Genomic DNA, 22,264 nt, shown 5'->3' with positions numbered 1-22,264 from the left:
TACCAGGTCAGGCCCTCCTGGGCTTCCGGCTATTCTTCTGGTGGAGCAGGTAGAGCCCCCGCATCACCAGGTCGGCGTCGTAGTGGACGGTGCGCTTGCAGTAGCGCAGGATACGGGGCGCGCTGCCGCCGGTGGCCACCACGGTGACGGGGCTGCCCGCCGCCGCCTCCATCCGGTCGATGACGCCGTCCAGCATGGCGGCGTGGCCATAGAGCGCGCCGGAGCGCATGGCCTCCTCGGTGGTGCGGCCCAGCAGCTCCACCGGGGCGGTGGTCTCCAGAGAAATGGGAGGCAGGGCGTCCGCCCGGTCCCACATAGCCTCCAGCGCCAGGGTCAGGCCGGGCATGATGACGCATCCCTCGTACACGCTGCCCACGATCAGGGAGGCCGAGGTGGCGGTACCCAGGTCCACCATGACAATGGGGCTGGGATAGGCGGCAATGGCCGCCACCGCCGAGGCCACGATGTCGCTGCCCAGCTGATTGTGGATCTCAGCTTTGATGTTAAGCCCGGTCTTGATGCCGGGCCCCACCACCATGGGCGTCCTGCCGGTGAGACGGGTGAGGGCATCGGTAAAGACGGCGGTGAGCGGAGGCACCACGCTGGACAGGATGGTCCCATCCACCGCCTTCACGTCGGCGCCGTAGAGTCCGAACACGCCCAGCAGGTCAATGGCGCACTGGTCCCGGGTCTTGTTCCGGGAGGTCTCCAGGGTGGCCCGGAAGAGCAGCTTGCCCTCCCCGTTAAACAGACCTACCGTGGTGGTGGAATTACCTACGTCTACCGCCAGCACCATGCCGCCCGCTCCCTTCTATTCCTTGGTGATCAGGATCCAAAATATTGTAGCAGTTTTGGGCCGGAGCGTCAAGGGCGGCGGTTGGCGAACAAAACCGCCGCCGGAGCCCCACGGGTCAATATGCTTAGCGAAACAGGAAGGAATTCAGCAATATACTTGATTCATTCGCACTTTAAGAGTATCCTATATAAGGGTAATTGTGTAAGTTTGTGGATATTAAAAGGTGCCCATTCAATCGATATGAGAGATGGAGGAAATAAAGAGATGCGAGAACAAACAGGGGCGTTTTGCCCACAGTGCGGTGCTCCCACCGGATTAGATGCAGTATTTTGCGGAAAATGTGGGAAGCAGTTACCAGCCAAAGGGAGAAATTCGTGGGCGCTCCCTATCACACTATTGCTGTTTTTTGCAGTCAGTAATATCACGGGAGCACTCGTCTCCTGGGCATTTGCCGGTCTGGGATTGGCTGTGGTTTTTGTTTTATGGATCACAAAGTGCATCAAGCCAGAGAGAATAGAGCTTAGTGCATTATGTATTCCCATAGCAGTTCTGCTATTGGAAGGGATGAGAAATCTGGGATTTAGGGTTATTTTCATTTTCGCAGGACAATTTATGGGACAATATGGTGCCATATCGTCTTTCTATGCTTCGTCTGTTTTTCCTTCTATCGAAAACACCTATGGAGCAAACGCATTGTGGCTTTGGGGACTGTTGATATGGTTTCTGCTTCTTCGCAGCAATACGGTAAGACAAAAAGGAATCCATTACTTAATCGTTGGGATTGGACTTGTCATTTGGTCTTTGGTGCTTGCGCACATGGTGCCGGGGCATATGCTTGCTATGGAACAAGGAATGCCCGCAGAAATCCTCCATTATTTCAACACTGCATATGAACAATACTTTACCTGGATGTTTTTGCGTCGGTTTCTCGTTTATTGCCTGTTCTGTTATGCCGGAACCAGACGTCTGGGACCTGTTGGCACGCTTATCTTCCCGGCAGTTGTTATTGTTGGAAGCATGATTCTTATGGTTTTTTGTTTTTACCAATTGAGTCTCGGAATGGTATCGATCGGTGCGTTGTCCTTCGGATACTTGTTTGGTGTCATAATTCTGCTGGCTGCGCTGATCAGAGAAAAGAAGAAGCAGAACCGAACAAGCTCCTAAACTGGCGTTACAAGGCCTGAAAAAAGGGTTCCGCCTGTACTAAATTTAGTACGGGCGGAACCCTTTTCTGTCTTATTCCTGTCCCAGCAGAGCCAGCAGCTCCTCCTCGGTGAGCACCGGGATGCCCAGGTCGTTGGCCTTTTGCAGCTTGGACCCGGCGGCCTCCCCCGCCACCACATAGCTGGTCTTTTTGGACACCGAGCCGCTCACCTTGCCCCCCTGAGCCTCGATGAGGGCGGCGGCCTCCTTCCGGTCCATGGTGGGCAGGGTGCCGGTGAGTACGAAGGTCTTGCCCGCCAGCTTGTCCCCCACCGGGGCCTCGGTGCTGTCGAAGGACACCCCCGCCTGCCGCAGGGCCTCGATGAGGTGGCGGCTCTGGTCATTGGCAAACCAGTCCAGCAGGCTTTGGGCCGTAATGCCGCCGATATCGGGCACGGCGGTGAGCTCCTCTTCACCGGCGTTCATGAGGGTGTCCAGAGTGCCAAACCGGGCGGCCAGCACCTTGCCCGCCTTCTGCCCTACCTGCCGGATGCCGAAGGCAAAGAGCAGCCGTCCCAGCCCGGCGGACTTGGACTTCTCAATGGCGGCCATCAGGTTTTCCGCACTCTTCTTGCCCATCCGCTCCAGAGGCTCCACCTGGTCGGCGGTAAGGCTGTACAGGTCGCCGGGACCCTTCACCAGTCCCGCACCCACCAGGCTCTCCACCACGGCGGGGCCCAGACCTTCGATGTCCATGGCGTCCCGGCTGGCGAAGTGGACGATGTGCCGCAGCCGCTGGGCGGGGCACTCGGCGCCGGTGCAGCGGATGTGGGCTCCGTCCTCATCCCGGGCCACGGGAGCCCCGCACACCGGGCAGTGGTCGGGCAGATGATAAGGTACCGTGCCCTCAGGGCGCTTGTCCTTAATGACCGACACGATCTCGGGGATGATCTCTCCCGCCTTCTGAACCAGCACCGTGTCCCCAATGCGGATATCCTTCTCGGTGATGAAGTCCTGGTTGTGGAGGGTAGCATTGGTGACGGTAGTACCTGCAAGGCGTACCGCCTTTACAACCGCCTTGGGCGTAAGGACACCGGTCCGTCCCACCTGCACCACAATGTCCTCCACCACGCTCTCCTTCTGCTCGGGGGGATACTTGTAGGCAGCGGCCCACCGGGGGAATTTGGCGGTGGAACCCAGGGTGGTTCGGTCTGCAAGGTTATTTACCTTTACAACAGCGCCGTCGATGTCGAAGGGGAACTCCTCCCGGCCGTCCCCCAGGGCGGCAATGCGCTCGGACACCTCCTGAATGGTAGAGCAGGTGTAATGTGGAATTACTTTAAAGCGCTGTTTCCCCAAGTATTCCAGGGTTTCGGTGTGGGTGGTGAAGGTCTTGCCTTCGGCCCACTGGACGTTGAACACCCGGATGTCCAGCTTGCGGGAGGCGGCGATCCTGGGGTCCAGCTGCCGCAGAGAACCGGCGGCGGCGTTGCGGGGGTTGGCAAAGAGGGCCTCGCCCCGCAGCTCCCGGTCGGCATTGAGCTGCTCAAAACTCTTCTTGGGCATGAACACCTCGCCCCGGACGATGAGGGAGGGCAGGGCCTCAGGCAGACGCAGGGGGATGGAGGGGATGGTCTTGAGGTTCTCGGTCACGTCCTCCCCCACCTGGCCGTCACCACGGGTGGCGCCCCGGACAAAGAGGCCGTTCTCGTACTCCAGCGCCACCGACAACCCGTCCACCTTGGGCTCCACGTCGTACTCCACCCCGCCTGTCAGGGCGTCCTGGACCCGCTGGCCGAAGTCGGCCAGCTCCTCAAAGGAGAACACGTCCTGGAGGCTCTCCAGGGGGACCCGGTGGTGGACCTCGGCGAAGCCGTCCGCTACCTTGCCACCCACCCGCTGGGTGGGCGAATCGGGGGTCACCAGCTCGGGGTACTTGGCCTCCAGCTCCTCCAGGCGGCGCAGCTTGTGGTCGAAGTCGTAGTCGCTCATGCTGGGGTTGTCCAGCACGTAATATTCATAGTTGGCCTGCTCCAGCTCCCGGCGCAGGCTTTGGATCTCCTGTTTCTCGTCCATGGCGGACCTCCACTTGGAATTTTCGGGTGAGTTTGGGGGCCAGCTTGCCCAGTGGCAGAGTAATGAGCCCGCCCAGGAAAGCCCCCGTGGTGTTGAGGATCAGGTCGTCCACATCGGTGGAGCGGTTGACGAACAGCTGTAAAAACTCGATGGTAAGGGACACGCAGAAGCCCACCACCAGCCCCTTCCACCACCGGGGTTTCCGCCACAGCAGGTTGGCAAAGAAGCCGATGGGCACAAAGATCAGGGCGTTGGCCGCCGCCATATAGAAGGTCCAGCTGCCAATGGTCTGGAAACTATCCAGAAAATAGGGTGTCCATCCAATATACTGCACCGATTCGCTCAGGGGCGTGATGGGGAAAAAGGGCCGCAGCCCCTGAAAGGCCTCCTGCCAGTGGGATACCGTCCAGAAGTTGGACGGGAACACCGTCAGGGCCGCCAGTCCGGCGCAGAAGAGCACAAATACAAAGAGGCCGATCTCCCGCACCACACCGCTTTGCAGCCCCCGGCGGTACAATCCCCGCCTTCTGTGATGCAGCAGGGCCAGAAAACAGCCCGCGGCTATGGCTATACAGGGCAGCATCTGCTTCAAATAGTCCAGGGTGATCTCAAAATACCACAGCAGGTCGTCCATACAATCGCCTCCTTTTTTCTGAAAATATGATATCACAGAAAAAAGAGGACGTGTCTTACGCTTTTCTTACGAACCAGTGGCGGGCAGCCCCAGATAGGTGTCGGGCACCTCCCCCACCAGCAGGGTCTCGGCCACGCATACCTGGGCGGTGACGCTGGTCTCTGCCCGCCCGCCGGGGATGAGCAGGGTGACCTCCACCGTGATGTCCAGCATGATCTGATGCAGGGTCTGGTTGATGCCCTGGGCGGTAAACTGGTTGGAGAACTCCGCCCGTGGCACCGCCGCCGTCAGTACACCCACTGGCAGCGTGGGCCCCCAGTCGGAGGCGGTGGCAAAGCCGGTGAGGCTGCCCAGCGGCACCCCCAGCTCCTGGGCGTCCAGTCCCTCCACCTGTTCCAGAACCTCTTGCAGAATCTGTGTACGCAAGGTATTCAGCTTGACAGAGTCCACCGCCAGCAGGGACACCTTTCCGCTCTCATCCCGCTCCACCGTCACCAGGTCGGCGTAGGCCACCCCCTGGTCGGCCAGGGTGGCGGTCACCGCGTCGTTGACGATGCCGGTGATCTTGTTCTGGGCCTGAACGGTGGCCAGGGTGGTGACAGCGGGCCGCAGGGCGGCGTCCAGCAGCCAGATCACCAGCAGCGCCAGACCGATCCCCACCGCAGCCGCCAGCAGCAGGCCCCTTCCCCGCCGCCGAATATGGATTCTGCGGCGGGGGGACCACATCCGCAAGGACCGCCTCATGGCCTCACCCCCTCAGGGCAGCCTATGCGGGGGCCGGTTCGTCCTATGCCTTAATCCTTGAGCAGTTCCTCTACCGCCAGCATAACGCCGGCCTTGCCGCTCTCATAGGTGAGGCCGCCCTGGAAGTAGGCGGTGTAGGGCTCCCGCATGGGAGCGTCGCAGGACAGCTCGATGGAAGCGCCCTGGATGAAGGCGCCGGCGGCCATGATGACCGGGCAGTCGTAGCCCGGCATATCCCAGGGCTCGGGGGTGACGTAGGAGTCCACCGGAGCGCCGAACTGGATGCCCTTGCAGAACTTCTTCAGGGGCTCGGGAGAGCCGAAGTGGACCATCTGGATGATGTCGTGGCGCACCGCGTCGGAGGCGGGCTCCACCTGGTAGCCCAGCAGCTCCATGATCCGGGCGGCAAAGACGGCGGTCTTGACGGCCTGGGCGGTGGTGTGGGGGGCAAGGAAAAGTCCTTGATAGAGGCTGCGGTTGGCCCCAAAGGTGGAACCGCACTCCTTGCCGATACCGGGGGTGGTGAGCCGCATGGCGGCACCCTCAATGAGGTCATGGCGTCCGGCGATGTAGCCGCCGGTGGGGGCCAGACCGCCGCCTGGGTTTTTGATGAGGGAGCCCACCACCAGATCGGCACCCACCTGGGTGGGCTCGATGGTCTCCACGAACTCGCCGTAGCAGTTGTCTACCAGCACGGCAGCGCCCGGATTGTTGTCCTTGACCACCTTGGCCAGTGCGCCGATCTCGGCCACCGACAGAGAGGCACGGGTGGCGTAGCCACGGGAGCGCTGGATGAGCACCGCCTTCACCCGGGGGTCCTTCACGGCCTCCGCCAGCCCCACCGGGTCGGGGGCGTTGTCAACCAGATCTACTTGCCTGTATTCGATGCCGTAGCTTTTCAGGGAACCGGGGCCCTTGTCCACCACGCCGATGACACCCAGCATGGTGTCGTAGGGAGCGCCCACGGCGGACACCAGAATATCGCCGGGCTTGAGGGCGCCGAAGAGGGCGCAGGAGATGGCGTGGGTGCCGTTGACAAACTGCACCCGCACCAGAGCGTCCTCGGTGTGGAAGAGGTCGGCGAAGATCAGGTCCAGGGTATCCCGGCCCAGATCGTCGTAGCCGTAGCCGGTGGTACCGGCAAAGTGGGCCTCGGCCACCCGGTGCTTCTGGAAGGCGGCCAGCACCTTCTGGGTGTTCTCCTCGGCGATGGCGTCGATGCGGGCAAACTGCTCCGCCAGGTCGGCCTGGGCCTGCGCCGCCAGGGCTTTTACTTTGTCGCTGATCTGTAAAGACATTTTCCTTGATCCATCCTGTTCTATCTATGGTTTGTGGGTTTGGCGGGACGTCGGAGACGTCCCGCCATTTTCAGAGAAATTACGCCTCCAGCTTGGCCTGAGCGAAGGCGGCGGTCAGGGCCACGCAGGCCTCGATGTCGTCCAGGTCGGCCACCTCCATGGGGGTGTGGACGTACCGGGTAGCCACCGAGATACCGCCGGTGTACACGCCGGAGCGGCTCTGATGGATGGCGCCGGCGTCGGTACCGCCGAAGCGGAGGATGTCCCGCTGGTAAGGAATATTCCTTGCCTGTGCCAGATCCTCCAGGGTTTTCACTACCGCCGGATGGCAGATGACCGAGCTGTCCATCACTTTGATGGCGGCGCCCTTCCCCGCCACGCTGGAGCACTCGTGGGGAGCGTCGGGGATGTCGTCGGAGTCGGTCACGTCCACGGCGATGCCGTAGTCAGGGGCGATGCCGTAGGCGGCGGTGCGGGCACCCCGCAGGCCCACCTCCTCCTGAACGGTAAAGACAAAGTACAGGTCGTTGCCGGCGTGCTTGATGCGCTCCATGGCGGAGAGCAGAATGGCACAGGCGATGCGGTCGTCCAGATAGGGGGAAAACAGCTTGCGCCCGCTGACAAAGGGAGTGGTGTCAAATACGGCGGTGTCCCCCACCTGCACCATGGTCTTGGCCTCGGCCTGATCCTTGGCGCCGATATCAATGTAAAGGTGATCCAGTTTCCAGTCCTTGGGCTCCACCTTTCCCTGGACCGCCACCACGCCCCGGGTGCCGTTGCGGAAGCGGACGGGGGTGCCGGGCAGGTCGTGGGCGGACAGGCCGCCCACCTGGCCGAAGCGCAGGTAGCCATGCTCGTCGATGTGGGTAATGATGAAGCCGATGGAGTCCATGTGGGCGGCAAACATCACCCGGGGGCCGGTGCCCTGCTTGTGGCAGATCAGGTTGCCCAAAGCGTCGGTGGTGATCTCGTCCACATAGGGGGCGGCCAGGGTCCGGATGGCGGCAGCCACCTGGCCCTCGTTGCCGGAGGGGCCGTGGCAGGCGTTGAGGGCCTGCATGATCTCTAAAATATCCATATGGTCAGTCCTCCTTGGACAGATGGTTAATGAATGCCCGGGTCAGCTGGAGCATGGCCTCGATATCCTCGGCGCTGGCCAGGGTGGCGGGGGTGTGGGGATAGCGCACCGGTGCGGCGATGACCGCTGTACGCACGCCGGAAGCGGCCCGCTGGACCGCCATGGCGTCGCCGGAGCCGGTGGTGGCCTCCCGGAGCTGCCAGGGAATGTTCTGTTCCTCCGCCAGCTTCCGCAGGGTCTCAAAGAGCTTCCGGTCCACGATAACGCCCTTGTCCATAATGGGGAGCACCGCTCCCTTGCCCAGGGCGCAGGCCTTTTTGTGGGCGGGCACCCCGGCCAGATCGGCGGCGGGGGCTCCCTCCAGCACCAGAGCAATCTCCGGCTGCACCGAGAAGGCGGCGCCAAAGGCACCTCTTGCCCCCACCTCCTGCTGGGCGGTGAACACGAAGGTGCAGTCCATGGGCAGCTCCTCCCGCATAAGCCACAGCAGCACGGCGCAGCCGATGCGGCTGTCCAGGGCCCGGCCCTTCAGCAGCCCGTTCCCAAAGATCTCAGGGGTGCTGTCAAAGGCGGCCACGTCCCCCAGACGGACCAGTTTTTCCGCCTCTTCCCTGCTCTTGGCCCCAATATCCAGGTAGAATTCGTCCAGCTTGGGGACGTTCTTCTCCTCGTCCCGGCTCACCAGATGGTAGGCCTTCAAGCCCACCACAGCGGGCAGCAGCCTGGGGCCAACCAGCACTCGCTTGCCCAGCAGCACCCGGCGGTCAATGCGGCCCACCGTGTCGAATTTCAGGTAGCCCTCGTCGGTGATGGCGCGCACCATCAGGCCCACCTCGTCCATATGGGCTGTGAGCAGCAGCTTGTTGCCGGTGGCCTTGGTTCCCTCCTTGAAGGCGATGACGTTGCCCATGGCGTCCACACGCAGCTCGGTGGCGTACTGACCGGCCACCTCCATCACGCAGTCCCGCACCTGGTCCTCCCAGCTGGACACGCCGGGCAGGGCGCACAGTTTTCTCAGCAGTTCCTTCACAGCTGCCCCTCCTTTCCCAGATCCTCCACAAAGGCGGCCAGCAGAGCCGCGGTGTGCTCCAGATCGGTGAGAGACAGCACCTCAATGGGGCTGTGCATATATTTCAGAGGCAGAGACAGCACCGCCGTGGCAACGCCCTCCCGGCTGATCTGCATCTCCCAGCCGTTGGTGCCGGTGTGGCCGCTCATGACCTCCTGCTGGAAAGGAATTTCCCTTTCCTGTGCCTTATCCAGCAGCCTTTGAGTCATCCAGCGGGTCATGTTGGGGCCCACACCGATGGCGGGTCCCCCTCCCAGCACGAAGGTCTTGTCAGCGGGGCCATCGGGGGTGCGGCCGTGGGTCACGTCTACGGCGATGCAGCAGTCGGGCTGTACCGCCCAGGTACCCACGGTGGCGCCCACCCCGGAGACCTCCTCCCGGGTGGAGCCCATGACGTACACGTCCATGTCCAGTTCCTTGTCCTTCAGCAGCTCCATGCAGCGCAGCAGAATGGCAAAGCAGGACCGGTCGTCCATGGCTTTGCCGCACATCTGGTCCTCCCCCAGAGGGAAGCAGGAGCCCCGGTACACCATGGGGGTGCCCACCAGCTGTTCCGCCTGCTCCTGGGTCAGACCGGCGTCTATCACCAGTTCAGCGATGGGCACGGACTTGCTCTCGTCGTCCTGCTCGGGGCCGGGGCTGGCCACCATGCCCACCATGGGGGGCTGGGTCAGGATGGTCACTTCCCGGCCGGGCAGCATCCGGGGGTCCACCCCGCCGATGGTGCGGAACCGGAGGTAACCCTCCTCCGCCCCGGTGACGATGAGGCCGATCTCATCCAGATGGGCGTCCAGCAGGACCTTCCCGGTGTCCGGTTTGCCGCAGCGGCGCACACCGATCAGGTTGCCCATGCGGTCGATGCTGGTCTCATCCACCAGGGGGGCCAGCAGGGCCTGGGCGGCCTGCGCCGCCGGGGTCTCAAAGCCGGAGGGCGCCGTGCAGCCGCACAGGGTCTCCAGCACAATTTTCATATCCAAATGTAACTCCTCCTTATGAGGCTATTTATGACAATCCATAAATGATCTTCTTAAAGGCGGCGCCCCGTTCCATAAAGTTCTTGAACTTGTCAAAGGAGGCGCAGGCGGGAGACAGGATCACCACGTCACCCGGCTTGGCGGCCTTGTGGGCGGCCAGTACCGCCTCCTCAAAGCCGTCGATGACGGTGATGGGCAGGGCGGAGGGGAGATAATCAGGGCAGTTCTCCACGGCGGCCTTGATCTTCTCCGCGGTATCGCCTGTGAGGAACAATTCCTTTACATGGCCGATGATCTCAGGGCCAAGCACGTCGAAGGGGATGTGCTTGTCGTAGCCGCCGGCGATGAGGATCACCTTCTGGTGGAAGGAGCGCAGGCCGGCAATGGTACGGGAGGGGCTGGAGGCGATGGAGTCATTGTAGTACTTCACACCGTTCAGGGTGCGCACCAGCTCGATGCGGTGCTCCACCCCGGCGAACTTCTGGGCGAAGTCCCGCACCACCGGATCGGGCACCAGGCCGTCCAGAGCGGTGATAGCCGCCATATAGTTCTCCACGTTGTGGGTGCCGGGCAGCAGGATGTCACTGACCGGCAGCACCGGGCGCTCGTGCATCTCGTTGCGGACCCAGATCACCCCATCCCGCAGGAAGGCGCCCCGGGCGGGCTCAGACAGGCGGCTGAACATGGCCACCCGGCCCTGAGCCTCTCCGGCAAAGCCGTGGGTGATCTCGTTGTCGGCATTGACCACCAGCAGATCCTGTTCGCTCTGATGGAGGAAGATGTTCTCCTTGGCCTCAATGTACTCCTCCATGGACTTGTGGACGTCCAGGTGGTTGGGGGCCAGGTTGGTGACCACGGCGATGTTGGGGCTCCGGTCCATGGTCATCAGCTGGAAGGAGGACAGCTCCAGCACGGCGATATCCCCCGGCTCCATGCCGTCCACGTCGGGCAGCAGGGGCTTGCCGATGTTGCCGCCCACATAGACGGTCTCCCCCGCCGCCTTGAGCAGCTCGGCAATGATGGTGGTGGTGGTGGTTTTTCCGTCGCTGCCGGTGACGGCGATGGTGCGGCAGGGGCAGACCTGGAAAAAGACCTCCATCTCAGAGGTCAGGATGGCCCCCTTCTGCTGGGCGGCCACCAGCTGGGGCAGGTCGGGCCGCATACCGGGTGTGCGGAAGATGACCTCAAAGTCCAGGTCCTCCAGGTAGTCCTCCCCCAGCTTCAGAGTGGCGCCCAGGCTCTCCAGCTCCTCGGCCAGACCGGCGAAGGCGCTCATGGGCTTTTTATCGCAGGCGGTGACCTTCACACCCGCCCGCAGCAGCATTTTGATCAGGGGGGTGTTGGACACGCCGATGCCGATGACGGCCACCCGCTTGCCCTTCAGACCCGCCAGATATTCCTGTATGGTGGAACGCTTCATAACAGTTCCTCCCTTTTCATAGTTTAACCAATTTATTATATCCCACTTGAGCGGAAAATGCAAACGCTGAGCGCTTTTGATTTGACAATCCGGGCAAGATAGCGTAAAATAGTCGGGCAAGCAAGCTGGACAGCCGCGCCTGCGGGGCGAAAGGCCCGTGGGTGAGGAAAGTCCGGGCTCCATAGGGCAAGGATAACGGGTAACACCCGCCGGGGGCGACCCTAGGAAAAGTGCAACAGAAATAGACCGCTGGCCGGTTGCCTCCATGTGGAGGCGGATGCATCACGGCGGCCGCAGGCCGACGTGATACACCCATTTTCCGAAACTAGGAACAGGACCGCCTTCAGATGGAGGCGACCGGCCAGTAAGGGTGGAAAGGCGAGGTAAGAGCTCACCCGATGGCGTGCCAAGCGTCCATCGCTGTAAACTCTATCCGGAGCAACGCCGTGGAGGGACAACAGGCCGGCCCGGCCGTCCCGGGGAGGCGGCTTGAGCGTACCGGCAACGGTGCGTCGAGATAGATGGCTGTCTTAAAGGACAGAACCCGGCTTACAGGCTTACTTGCAGATATGATGGACCGGAGCGTGCAGCTCCGGTCCATCTTTTTTTGCAAAATCCCTTGACTCTTCCCTTACGTCAGATGGTACACTGTCCTTACCCAGGGAGGGATGGCCCATGAAAATGAAGGAAGTATGCGCCCAGACCGGGCTGACAGAGCGTGCGGTGCGGTTCTATGTGCAGGAAAAACTGGTGGTTCCCCTGGCCCAGCGCCGGGGCGGACGGACCTGGCTGGACTTCTCCCCTAACCACGTGGACCGGCTGAAAGCCATCTCCACCCTGCGGAAGGCGGGCTTCACCCTGGAGGAGATCCGCGCCATGATCGAGGATTTTCAGAAGAACGCCTCCGGGGCGGCCTTTTCCCTCCGGCAGCGGCTCCAGGCGGCCATAGACGCCTACGACAAGCTGCGCTTCACCGACACCGCCCAGGCCAGCGGCCTGGAGGATTACGCCGCCCTGCTGGAGCGGGAGGTCAAGGGCCGTCCCATCCCGGAGTCCGACCGGGTCCACACCGGAATGGACAGTTCCAAGCTGGAGGCCTTCTGCATGGTGTGGGCGGTATATTTCATGTTTCGGTTTTACGTCTTTTTGCTGGAACACTTCTCCGACTACTCCGTCCTGCTGCAAGCCGCTGCCTGGAATCCGCTGGTCTTTGTCCTGCTCTTTGTTGTGATCCCCCTGCCCATCGCTCTGGTGCTGGGCAGCAAGGCGGGTAAATGGATCTGCCGCCATATTGAGTATATTCCATGAGAAAGGGAGCCTGCCGTATTTGCGGCAGGCTCCCTCTTTTTCGTAAACTCAGCCCTGATCCCAGTTGTGCCAGACGTTCTGAACGTCGTCGTTGTCCTCCAGCAGGTCAATGAGCTTCTCCATGTTCTTGATGTCGTCCTCATTTTCCAGCTTGACGTAGTTCTGGGGCACCATCTCCACGGCAGCCTGAACGAAGGTGTAGCCCTTCTCCTCCATGGCGGCCAGCACGGTGCCGAAGGAATCGGGGTCGGTGTACACCTCAAAGACCTCGTCCTCCACCTGCATATCGTCGGCGCCGCAGTCCAGGGCGTCCATCATGACGGTGTCCTCGTCCAGGTCCTCTTTCTCGATAATGATGACGCCCTTGCGGTCGAAGGACCAGGACACGCAGCCGGTGGCGCCCAGGCCCTTGCCGTACTTGTCCAGCAGGTGACGGACCTCGGGGGCGGTGCGGTTGCGGTTGTCGGTGAGGGCGTCCACGATGACGGCCACGCCGGAGGGGCCGTAGCCCTCGTACACCACGTTCTCGTAGCTGTCGGTGTTGCCGGAGCCCAGAGCCTTATCGATGGTGCGCTTGATGTTGTCGTTGGGCATATTGGCCGCCTTGGCCTTGGCGATGACGGTGGCCAGGCGGGAGTTATTGTTGGGGTCGCCGCTGCCGCCGGTCTTGACGGCCACGATCATCTCGCGGGCGATCTTGGTGAAGATCTGGGAGCGCTTGGCGTCGGCCGCGCCCTTGGTCTTCTGAATATTATGCCACTTGGAATGTCCTGACATTGGTACTCGTTCCCTTCTCGTCGAAAATCAGCGCATCTAGTTTATCACTTTTTCTGTGGCTTGACAAGCCCTCACAGGTAGGAAAACACCTCTTTATGGGCCTGGGTGGTAAGCACCTCCACCTTGGGGAAGCCGTCGGTCAGCCACTTGGCCAGCACAGGCACCACCACCTGCTCGGTGGGATAGTGACCGGCGTCGATGAGGTTGACCCCCAGAGCCTTGGCGTCCAGGAAGCCGTTGTACTTCACATCGGCGGTGACAAAGGTGTCGCAGCCCAGGGCCAGAGCGTCCTTGAGCATATCGGCGCAGGCGCCGCCTCCCACGGCCACCCGGCGCACCGGGCGGCGGGCATCCACAAAGCGCACCCCGTTTGCCCCCAGCGTCTCCTTCACGAAGGCGGCGAAGGCGGGGGCGTACATGGGCACCCCGGCGGTGTTGCCCACCCGGCCGATGCCGTAGGGCCGGCCGGAGGCATCCACCCCGTCCTGCTTGAGCTGCTCAATGTTGGTAAGACCCAGCTTGCGGGCCAGAGCGTCGTTGACGCCCCCACACACCGCGTCCAGGTTGGTGTGGGCGCACACGGCGGCGATGTTGTGCTCCACCAGGGAGAGTAGGATACGCCCGTCAGGGGTGGCGTCGGTCACCGACTTGGCGGGGAAAAAGATCACCGGATGGTGGGACACAATGAGCTGGCACCCCAGCTGGGCGGCCTCAGCCACCACCTCTTCGGTGATGTCCAGGCTCACCAGCACCTTGTCCACGGCCCGGTCCCCCCGGCCCACCAGAAAGCCCGCGTTGTCAAAGTCCATCTGGAGGGAAAAAGGGGCCAGCCCATCCAAGTATTGATAAATCTCTCTTACGGTTGCCATGACAGCCACTCCTCTCGCAGTTCCAGCAGGCCCCGGTGGGCCCGCTCCATTTCGTCCAGACGCCCGGCGTCGGCGCTCCGGGTGGAGCGGCGCAGCCCCTCCACCGCCCGGCCGGTCTGGTCAATGAGCCGGTTTAAGTATTCGCTCCGCAGAGGGTCGGCCTCCCCCCTGCTCTGCCGGCCCGCCCACAGCTCACCGGCGGTGAGCTCCGGCATGGGTCCGGCCTTTACCTGGAAGGTCGTATAAATGGTATCCCCTTCCCGGGTCAGGATTTCCCGGGCAATGGTGTAGCCGTGCTCCTGGAGCCACAGCCGCAGCTGGGGCTGGGCGCTCATGGGCTGGAGGAGCAGCAGGCAGTCCTCCCGCCACGTCCAGGGCGCGGCGGACAGGATGGCGGCGATGGTCTCGCCCCCCATGCCGGCGATGGCGATGGTGTCGGCCTCGCCGGGGCGCACCCCCGCCAGGCCGTCGCACAGCCGGAAGTCCATCTGCTCGGTCAGGCCGTATTTCTCCGCCGTGGCCCGTGCTCGGTCCAGAGGCCCCTGCCGCAGATCGCAGGCCAGGGCTTTTGTGATGATCCCCCGCTGAAGGAGCCACACCGGCAGATAGGCGTGGTCGGTGCCGATGTCGGCAAATTTGGCCCCCTGGGGCACCAGCTGGGCCACCGAGCGCAGCCGGGGAGTCAGTTCCATGGGACGCATCCCTTCACCTCCTACGAAAAAAGGAGCGGTCTGACCGCTCCTTTTTTCAGTTTATCAAAAGAGCCTCGCAGAGTTCGCGCCCGCAGGCGCGAAAAAAGTCCAAATCTGTTTTCGGCCGCGACAAGTGCGTGGACGAAAACACTGCTCAGCCCGCAAGTGTGGACTCTGTCCGCGCGCGGCGGGCTGCAGCCTTCTCGAAAAAGCGGCTTTGCCGGTTTTTCGAAGCTTTCAAAAAAGGAGCGGTCTGACCGCTCCTTTTTTACGGTTGTTACTGAGCAGCGCCCACGCTGGCGTTGATCTTGGCCAGCAGCTCGTCCACGTCCACGCCGTGGACCATGCAGGCCTCCTCCACGGTCTCGCCGCGGGAAGAGGGGCAGCCCAGGCAGTGCATACCGATGGACAGGAAGATGGGAGCGGTCTCGGGAGCGATGTCCAGGATATCGCCGATGATGGTATCTTTGGTGATCTGAGCCATAAAGGGAATACCTCCAAATTTCTAGGATATTGGTAGTATATCCGATTTTCTCCCTTTTTGCAAGAGAGACTTGCTTTTTCAGAGAAAATTCTGAGAGATGGTTCGATACTCACCCGGCCTTCCCCTCATCCGTCATTTGCTCCGCAAATGCCACCTTCCCCCAGGGGAAGGCTTCCTTTATAAAAAGGCCAGGGCCTCCCGGATGTTGCGCACCTTGATGAGCTGGAGCCCATCGGGGACCTCCAGCTTGGCCCCGGTGCGCTGGGGCACCAGGCATTTGGTGAAGCCCAGTCGGTGGACCTCGCTGAGCCGCTGACCCAGGGCGTTTACCGACCGCAGCTCACCGGTGAGGCCCACCTCCCCGATGGCGGCCAGGTCGCCGGGCACCGGCCGGTCCCGGAAGGAGGAGGCCAGAGCCACCACCATAGCCAGGTCTGCGGCGGGCTCGTCCAGGTTGAGGCCGCCGATGACGTTGATGTAGGCGTCGCAGGAGCTGACCATCAGCCCGCCCCGCTTCTCCAGCACTGCCAGCAGCAGGTTGGCCCGGTTGAAGTCGAAGCCGTTGCAGGTGCGCCGGGGCACGTTGAAGCTGGTGGGGGCCAGCAGGGCCTGGACCTCCGCCAGCACCGGCCGCACTCCCTCCATAACGCAGGTGACGCAGGTGCCGGGGGTGTCCTGGGGCCGCCCGGCCAGCAGCATCTCCGAGGGGTTGGGTACCTCAGTGAGACCGGCGTCCCCCATTTCGAAGACCCCGATCTCGTTGGTGGCGCCGAAGCGGTTCTTGGCCGCCCGGAGGATGCGGTAGGAGTTCTGCTGCTCGCCCTCGAAGTAGAGCACGCAGTCCACCATGTGCTCCAGCACCTTGGGTCCGGCAATGGAGCCCTCCTTGTTGACGTGGCCGATGACAAACACCGTCACCCCCCTGCCCTTGGCCAGATTCATCAGGGCCATGGTGCAGTCCTTCACCTGGCCGATGCTGCCGGGGGCGGCGGACAGCTCTCCGTTGTACATGGTCTGGATGGAGTCCACGATGAGCACGTCGGGCTGGAGGGCGGTCACCGCCTCCACCACGTCGTCCAGGTTGGTTTCCGCCAGCAGATAGAGCTCCTGCCCCCGCACCCCCAGCCGCTCGGCCCGCAGCTTGATCTGCCGCTCGGACTCCTCGCCGGAGACATAGAGCACCTTGGCAAACCGGCATAGGTTCTGGCAGATCTGGAGCATGAGGGTGGACTTGCCGATGCCCGGGGCGCCGCCCACCAGAACCAGGGAGCCCTGGACGGCGCCGCCGCCCAGCACCCGGTCCAGCTCGTTCATGCCGGTCTGGAACCGCAGCTCCCGGGTGGTCTCCACCTCGTCCATGAGCCGGGGTTTGATGCTGCCCCGCCGCTCCCCTGCCGTGGCCACGGCCGCGGAGCTCTTCCGCTTGGTCTCGGCGGGCTGCTCCACAATGGTGTTCCACGCCTTGCAGGCGGGGCACTGGCCCGCCCACTTGGGCAGCTCGTTGCCGCATTCGGTACAGTAAAACATGGTCTTTGCTTTCATGGGTGGATGATCCTCCCTTTATTCTTTGGTGTAGCCGCCCTGTACGGCGGCGTTACGATGTAAAATTGCCCTCATATTGCAGCCACGCCCCGGTGAGAGCGGCGGCCAGCTGGAGCTGATAACCCTCCGAGCGCAGCTTGCCCTCCTCCTCCGGGTTGGACAGAAAGCCGCACTCTACCAGAATGGCAGGGCGTGTAATGTGGTTCATGAGGTAGACCGTGTCCGGAATGGGCTTGGCCTGGCGCTCATTGGTTTGGTCCACCGTCTGCCGCAGCACCTCCTGGGTGTGGACGGCAAACTCCTGGCTTCCCTGGGTGGGGGCGTAAAACACCTGTGCCCCGTGGTACTTGGCGTTGGTGAACATATTCTGATGGATGCTCAGCAGCACCCCGTTTTCCGTCCCCTCCACCATCGCTACCCGGTTTTTCAGGTCAGAGACCTTCTTTTCTCTTAGTGTATCCGCCGACGGGTCGTGGAGAGATATATCCTCCTGCCGCAGCACCACCGGCGATTGGCCGCACAGCCCCAGCAGCAGATCCAGCTTCTGCACGATGGCCAGATTGATCTGGCTCTCCGGTACGCCGGTCAGGGATACAGCGCCCCCGTCCTCCCCGCCGTGGCCTGCGTCCAGCACCAGAACGGGTCGTCCGCTGTCCATAGGCCCCGCGGTCTGTACCGTGCCTCCCGGCCAGAACACCAGATAACCGGCGGTGGCCAGAGCCAGCACCCACAGCAGGGCCCACTGTCCGATCCGCTTCATACCGCTCCCCCCCTTTTCAAGGAAGAATATGCGGCGGCGGGGCGGGATAGAAGAAACCGTCCCTGCTATTCTACCATGAAGCGCCCCGCTTGTCCAAATTTCTGTTGCCTTTTTGCCGCCCTGGGACTAAGATGGAAGCAACAACCATGGAGGTGAGCCCAATGGTCATTGATAAAATGAAAAACGCGCCCCTGTATTACGGTCTGGGCCAGCGGTTCCAGCAGGCCCTGGAGTGGCTGGCCAAGGTGGACCCGGATACCCTGACCCCCGGCCAGAGAGTTGACATCGATGGCGACAACGTGTACGCCACCCGGTTTGACGTGGACACCAAGCTCCCCGCCGACTGCAAGCTGGAGTGCCACCGGGATTACGCCGATATTCAGTATGTGGTATCCGGCACCGAGGGCATGGGCTACTCCCTGCCCGACGCCCCCTTGACACAGCTCAGCGAGTACACCCCCGATATCCAGTTCTTCACCACCGACTGGGACACCCTCACCGTCCGGCCCGGCACCTTCTACATCGTCTGGCCCCAGGATCTCCACGCCCCCCGTGTGGCGCTGGAGTCCCCCGTGCCTGTGAAGGTCATTGTGGCCAAGGTAAAGCTCTCCTGACCGGCAAAAAAGACCGCCCTCATCACCTGGGCGGCCTTTTTTTATGCCTCAGCTGATAAACGCCCTGGATGGGTTGTGAAATTTTATGCAATATTCAATGAAATAATATTTGATTTATGCAGCGGGTGGTGCTATACTCAGAAACGCGTCCAAGAGACGACGGCAAATCTGTAAAAGGGATGAAGCAAATGAAACAGAAACGGTTGAAACAGCTTGGAGCGGCACTGCTGGCCGGTTCCCTGGTGGTAAGCAGCGGCGTCAGCGCCAGTGCCTGCTGTGGTCTGTATGTAGGCAGCCAGCAGTCAGAAAACGGCTCTACCTATGTGGGCCGCTCGGAAGACATCGGCAAGCTGTACGATAAAGTGTTTGAGGTGCGCCCGGCGGCCGATCACGCCGAGGGCGAGATGTATGAAGATACATACGGCTTCTCTATGCCCTATCCCTCCCATACCTATCGCTATACCGTGCTGCGGGACTCCATCGAGCAGGGCGAGTCTGTGGTGGATGAGGACGGCAACCTGGTGCGTGAGGCCTACGGCGAGGTGGGCATGAACGAAAAGGGCGTCTCCGTCAGCGCCACCGTGTCCACTTCCTATAACGCCAATGCCAAAGCCGCCGATCCCCTGGTGGATACCGGCATCTGCGAGATCTCCCTCACCTCCGTGATCCTGATGTCGGCAGACTCCGCCCGGGACGGCGTGGAGAAGCTGGCCGAGATCATCGATACCTACGGCTCCGGCGAGTGCAACTCCTTCACCATCAGCGATGCCAACGAGGTGTGGGACTTTGAGACCCTGTCCGGCCACCAGTATGTGGCCATGAAGATGCCCGACGACAAGGTGTCCGTCAACCCTAACATGGTGGTGATGAACGAGATCGACGTCTCCGACACCGAGAACGTGGTGGCCTCCGCCAATCTGATCTCCCTGCCTCTGGAGAACGGCTTCCTGGTGTCCTCTCAGCAGGGCAAGGTGGCCGATGACCAGATCACCAAGATCGACATCCAGAAGACCTACGGCTCCGAGGACTTCGGCAACGGCCAGTACTTCCGTTACTGGCAGGGCGTCAACTACCTGAACGAAGAGCTGTCCCAGTCCGTTTCCGTGGAGCGGGACGGTGAGGCTGCCCCCGAGGGCCCCTTCAATATGCTCTTTGAGGCCGATCATCAGCTGACCACCTACGAGGTGCTGCGGCTGCTGGCCTGCCGCGGCGAGGGTACTGAGTATGCCGCCGACAATAACCCGGAGAAGAATCCCAACGGCACCGCCATCGGCAACGAGCGCCAGGCCGAGTGCCATGTGTTCGAGATCCGCAGCGATATGCCCGAGGCTCTGGCCACCATCCAGTGGCAGACCATGTCCCGGGCTGAGTTCTCCGTCTACCTGCCCTACTACAGCAACCTGCTGACCGACACCTCCGACATCTTCCAGACCGAGTACAGCCCCAGCATCAAGGACATCGAGGAAGTGCTGGATGATGAGGACTTCCCTGCTGAGACTTCCGCCTACTGGGTATTTACCGCCATCAACGACCTGTGCGACAATGACCGGGAGCGCTATGGCGCCAACGTGAAGCTCTACTGGGAGAACTACCAGAAGGCCCTCATCGAGCAGCAGGAGGCGGTGGATGAGGATATGGAGCGCATCTACGCCTACAGCCCTGAGCTGGCCGAGGAAAAGGCCACCGCTCTGGCCAAGGCTGTCTCTGAGGAGGCCTTTGAGAACGCCAAGATCATCCTCACCGAGCTGCGTGCCTTCATCGCCGCCGACCAGGCCGGTGAGCTGACCGAGGAGGACGTGTTTACCCCCTCTGTTCTGACCGAGAACAAAATGCCCACCTACTCCATGGATATGGCCTACAGCTTTGACGATGTGGACTCCTCCGCCTGGTACGCCGACGCGGTGTCCTATGTGGCAGAAAACGGCATCATGAACGGCGCCGGCAACGGCACCTTCGCTCCCGACACCGTGATGTCCCGGGCCATGCTGGTACAGGTACTGTACAACCTGGAGGGCAAGCCTGAGGCTGCCGACTGCACCTTCACCGACGTTGCGGCGGATGCCTGGTATGCCGATGCTGTGGCCTGGGCTGCCGACGCCGGTATCGTCACCGGTGTGTCCGACACCACCTTTGCCCCCGATCAGATGATGACCCGGGAGCAGATCGCCACCATCCTCTATCGCTATGCCGCCTACAAGAACTATGATGTGACGGCGTCCAACGATCTGAGCAGCTACACCGACGCCGGCCAGATCGGCTCCTATGCCGTTGAGGCCATGCAGTGGGCCAACGGCGCGGGCCTGATCACCGGCAGCACCGCTACCACCCTCAATCCCCTGGGCAGCGCCACCCGGGCGGAAGTGGCTACCATTCTCATGCGCTTCCTGGAGAGCGTGGGCTAATCACCCTTCCTATGACAAGAGGCCGACCCTGATGGGTCGGCCTCTTGTGTTATTTCTTGGCGGTATCGAAGGCGGGGTTGGTGAAGTAGACGTTCTTCTGGTCCATCTTCTCCTTGGCCAGGCGCACCGCCTCGCCGAAGCGCTGGAAGTGGACGATCTCCCGCTCCCGCAGGAAGCGGATCACGTCGCTGACGTCGGGATCGTCACTGAGGCGCAGGATGTTGTCATAGGTGACCCGGGCCTTCTGCTCGGCGGCCATATCCTCGGTGAGGTCGCAGATCACATCCCCCTTGACGCCGATGCTGGCGGCGTTCCAGGGGGCGCCGGAGGCGGCGGTGGGATAGATGCCGGTGGTATGGTCCACAAAATAGGGAGCGAAGCCGCCCTCTCTCAGCTGCTCCTGGGTCAGTCCCCGGGTAAGCTGATGGACGATGGCACCGATCATTTCCAGGTGGCCCAGTTCTTCGGTACCGATGTCGGTGAGCAGGCCCTTGAGCTCGGGATAGGGCATGGCGTACCGCTGGGACAGATAGCGCAGAGAGGCGCCCAGCTCGCCGTCAGGTCCGCCGTACTGGCTGATGACCCAGGCGGCCAGCTTGGGGTTGGGGGTCTTGATGCGCACGGGGTATTGCAGCTTCTTCTCGTACTGGAACATTACTTGGCCCCTCCTTCCGCGGTGTAGTTCCAGGGCCAGTCGCCCTCCAGCCAGGCGGCCCAGCTGTCGGCGCTGGCGGCGGCATTCTGGGTCAGGGGGCCGTGGGCGGCCTCATACTTTTTGCGGGCCTCGGCCTCCAGGGCGGCGTACTTCCGGAAGAGCTGGAAGGCCTCGGCGTCGTCCTGGTGGGTGTCCAGGTAGAGGCCCAGCTCCTGGAGCATGAACTCCAGGGCCTGGAGCTCCGCCAGCTGGGTGCCCAGCACCTTCACCGCCTCCGCCTTGATGCGGAAGGGCAGGTTCAGGCCGGGAAACAGGGTGCCGTTGGCCAGGGCCTCCTGCTGGGAGTAGCGCTTGGGGTTATTGGGCTGAAACGGCACATAGGGGACGGCCAGGGGGGCGCACTCAGGGAGCGTGCCGCAGCTGTCGTCACAGATGCCGGGATTGTTCTGAGGGTTGTTCTCAGGATACAAGGGGTGTCCCTCCTCCTATGGATTGGGACGGGACGGGAGCCCCGTCCAGAACATCCTATGCGGAGGTTGGAAAAAAGGCACCATTCAGTCAATAGAAAAAGGCCGTCCCGAACGGGACGGCCTTTGGGGTATGCAGATTAGTGCTGCTCGCCGCGCATACGGGCGAAGCAATCGCTGCAGTAAACAGGACGGTCGGACTTGGGCTCGAAGGGCACCTTGGCCTCGCCGCCGCAGGAAGCGCAGGTAGCGGTGAAGTACTCGCGGGGGCCGCGGGAGGCAGCCTTGCGGGCGTCACGGCAGGCCTTGCAGCGCTGGGGCTCGTTCTGGAAGCCGCGCTCGGCGTAGAACTCCTGCTCACCGGCGGTGAACACGAACTCCTGGCCACATTCCTTACATACCAGAGTCTTGTCTTCGTACATGATGTTACCCTCTCTTTGCTTCTTTGCCCAGGTCCGGATG

22 protein-coding genes and 1 other RNA gene are annotated in these 22,264 nt (G+C 62.1%); 5 read left to right on the top strand and 18 right to left on the bottom strand.

The genetic code is table 11. The features are described 5' to 3' along the window. Positions 1-7: 7 nt before the first annotated feature. Positions 8-796 (bottom strand): type III pantothenate kinase, encoded by a 789-nt coding sequence (locus tag B5E56_RS08645; protein WP_087389370.1) that lies wholly within the window; start codon positions 794-796, stop codon positions 8-10. A gap of 264 nt (positions 797-1,060) precedes the next feature. Here B5E56_RS08645 and B5E56_RS08640 point away from each other — a divergent pair, with 264 nt between their 5' ends. Continuing rightward, positions 1,061-1,960 (top strand): zinc ribbon domain-containing protein, encoded by a 900-nt coding sequence (locus B5E56_RS08640; protein ID WP_087389369.1) that lies wholly within the window; start codon positions 1,061-1,063, stop codon positions 1,958-1,960. 72 nt (positions 1,961-2,032) lie between these two features. On the opposite strand, the gene ligA is transcribed toward B5E56_RS08640, so the two are convergent. The 8 genes from ligA to murD all read right to left on the bottom strand — a co-directional run bounded on the left by ligA (position 2,033) and on the right by murD (position 11,232). Beyond that, positions 2,033-4,015 (bottom strand): NAD-dependent DNA ligase LigA, encoded by a 1,983-nt coding sequence (ligA, locus tag B5E56_RS08635; protein ID WP_087389368.1) that lies wholly within the window; start codon positions 4,013-4,015, stop codon positions 2,033-2,035. Then, positions 3,957-4,649 carry a VanZ family protein gene (locus B5E56_RS08630; RefSeq protein ID WP_087389367.1) on the bottom strand — a complete coding sequence of 231 codons (693 nt, stop codon included), beginning with the start codon at positions 4,647-4,649 and terminating at the stop codon, positions 3,957-3,959. Before B5E56_RS08630 ends, ligA begins: the two co-directional genes overlap by 59 nt. A gap of 66 nt (positions 4,650-4,715) precedes the next feature. Further along, positions 4,716-5,393: a sporulation protein YunB gene (gene yunB, locus B5E56_RS08625; protein ID WP_087389366.1), complete on the bottom strand. Its 678-nt coding sequence runs from the start codon at positions 5,391-5,393 to the stop codon at positions 4,716-4,718. Positions 5,394-5,443: 50 nt separating this feature from the next. Continuing rightward, positions 5,444-6,691: an aminotransferase class I/II-fold pyridoxal phosphate-dependent enzyme gene (locus B5E56_RS08620; protein ID WP_087389365.1), complete on the bottom strand. Its 1,248-nt coding sequence runs from the start codon at positions 6,689-6,691 to the stop codon at positions 5,444-5,446. Positions 6,692-6,770: 79 nt separating this feature from the next. Then, on the bottom strand, positions 6,771-7,769 hold the full coding sequence (locus tag B5E56_RS08615) for a M42 family metallopeptidase (RefSeq protein WP_087389364.1): 999 nt from the start codon (positions 7,767-7,769) through the stop codon (positions 6,771-6,773). Positions 7,770-7,773: 4 nt separating this feature from the next. Beyond that, positions 7,774-8,799, bottom strand: a complete 1,026-nt coding sequence (locus B5E56_RS08610) for a M42 family metallopeptidase (protein ID WP_087389363.1) — start codon at positions 8,797-8,799, stop codon at positions 7,774-7,776. Continuing rightward, positions 8,796-9,809, bottom strand: coding sequence for a M42 family peptidase (locus B5E56_RS08605; protein ID WP_087389439.1), 1,014 nt, complete (start codon positions 9,807-9,809; stop codon positions 8,796-8,798). Before B5E56_RS08605 ends, B5E56_RS08610 begins: the two co-directional genes overlap by 4 nt. A 31-nt stretch (positions 9,810-9,840) precedes the next feature. Then, the gene (gene murD, locus B5E56_RS08600; protein ID WP_087389362.1) at positions 9,841-11,232 is read right to left on the bottom strand and encodes a UDP-N-acetylmuramoyl-L-alanine--D-glutamate ligase; all 1,392 of its coding nucleotides are present in this window, start codon (positions 11,230-11,232) and stop codon (positions 9,841-9,843) included. Positions 11,233-11,349: 117 nt separating this feature from the next. Here murD and rnpB point away from each other — a divergent pair. Together rnpB and B5E56_RS08590 are read left to right on the top strand one after the other, a co-directional pair. Next, positions 11,350-11,800, top strand: an RNA gene (rnpB, locus tag B5E56_RS08595) — RNase P RNA component class A. 107 nt (positions 11,801-11,907) lie between these two features. Next, positions 11,908-12,540, top strand: coding sequence for a MerR family transcriptional regulator (locus B5E56_RS08590; protein ID WP_087389361.1), 633 nt, complete (start codon positions 11,908-11,910; stop codon positions 12,538-12,540). A gap of 48 nt (positions 12,541-12,588) precedes the next feature. Here B5E56_RS08590 and B5E56_RS08585 read toward each other — a convergent pair whose 3' ends face one another. From B5E56_RS08585 to B5E56_RS08560, 6 genes are all read right to left on the bottom strand, one after another. Continuing rightward, positions 12,589-13,317 carry a YebC/PmpR family DNA-binding transcriptional regulator gene (locus B5E56_RS08585; protein ID WP_087269581.1) on the bottom strand — a complete coding sequence of 243 codons (729 nt, stop codon included), beginning with the start codon at positions 13,315-13,317 and terminating at the stop codon, positions 12,589-12,591. Between the two features lie 71 nt (positions 13,318-13,388). Further along, complete coding sequence (locus B5E56_RS08580; protein WP_087389360.1) at positions 13,389-14,186, bottom strand: Nif3-like dinuclear metal center hexameric protein; 798 nt, start codon at positions 14,184-14,186, stop codon at positions 13,389-13,391. Further along, entirely contained in the window at positions 14,174-14,887 is a 714-nt protein-coding gene (locus B5E56_RS08575; protein WP_087188763.1) for a tRNA (adenine(22)-N(1))-methyltransferase, read from the bottom strand. Before B5E56_RS08575 ends, B5E56_RS08580 begins: the two co-directional genes overlap by 13 nt. A 268-nt stretch (positions 14,888-15,155) precedes the next feature. Further along, a complete protein-coding gene (locus B5E56_RS08570; protein ID WP_087188762.1) occupies positions 15,156-15,362 on the bottom strand; it encodes a DUF1858 domain-containing protein in 207 nt (68 codons plus the stop codon). A gap of 177 nt (positions 15,363-15,539) precedes the next feature. Beyond that, positions 15,540-16,904, bottom strand: a complete 1,365-nt coding sequence (gene radA / locus B5E56_RS08565; protein WP_087389359.1) for a DNA repair protein RadA — start codon at positions 16,902-16,904, stop codon at positions 15,540-15,542. Positions 16,905-16,956: 52 nt separating this feature from the next. Then, positions 16,957-17,664, bottom strand: a complete 708-nt coding sequence (locus tag B5E56_RS08560) for an N-acetylmuramoyl-L-alanine amidase (protein WP_087389358.1) — start codon at positions 17,662-17,664, stop codon at positions 16,957-16,959. Between the two features lie 161 nt (positions 17,665-17,825). On the opposite strand from B5E56_RS08560, the gene B5E56_RS08555 reads away from it, so the two are divergent. Together B5E56_RS08555 and B5E56_RS08550 are read left to right on the top strand one after the other, a co-directional pair. After that, positions 17,826-18,278 (top strand): YhcH/YjgK/YiaL family protein, encoded by a 453-nt coding sequence (locus tag B5E56_RS08555; RefSeq protein ID WP_242958864.1) that lies wholly within the window; start codon positions 17,826-17,828, stop codon positions 18,276-18,278. A 188-nt stretch (positions 18,279-18,466) separates the two neighbouring features. After that, positions 18,467-20,680 (top strand): C69 family dipeptidase, encoded by a 2,214-nt coding sequence (locus B5E56_RS08550; RefSeq protein ID WP_158098699.1) that lies wholly within the window; start codon positions 18,467-18,469, stop codon positions 20,678-20,680. Between the two features lie 49 nt (positions 20,681-20,729). Here B5E56_RS08550 and B5E56_RS08545 read toward each other — a convergent pair whose 3' ends face one another. From B5E56_RS08545 to B5E56_RS08535, 3 genes are all read right to left on the bottom strand, one after another. Then, a complete protein-coding gene (locus B5E56_RS08545) occupies positions 20,730-21,335 on the bottom strand; it encodes a manganese catalase family protein (RefSeq protein ID WP_087188757.1) in 606 nt (201 codons plus the stop codon). Then, a complete protein-coding gene (locus B5E56_RS08540) occupies positions 21,335-21,805 on the bottom strand; it encodes a spore coat protein CotJB (RefSeq protein WP_087188756.1) in 471 nt (156 codons plus the stop codon). The genes B5E56_RS08545 and B5E56_RS08540 overlap by 1 nt, the downstream gene beginning before the upstream one ends. 137 nt (positions 21,806-21,942) lie before the next feature. Next, the gene (locus B5E56_RS08535) at positions 21,943-22,224 is read right to left on the bottom strand and encodes a zinc-ribbon domain containing protein (protein WP_087188755.1); all 282 of its coding nucleotides are present in this window, start codon (positions 22,222-22,224) and stop codon (positions 21,943-21,945) included. Positions 22,225-22,264 lie beyond the last annotated feature (40 nt).

It is taken from the genome of Flavonifractor sp. An112 (genome assembly GCF_002161085.1).
Taxonomy (GTDB): domain Bacteria; phylum Bacillota; class Clostridia; order Oscillospirales; family Oscillospiraceae; genus Flavonifractor; species Flavonifractor avicola.
Note: the sequence above shows the minus strand (reverse complement) of the source record. Positions and strands in the feature narration are given on the sequence as shown.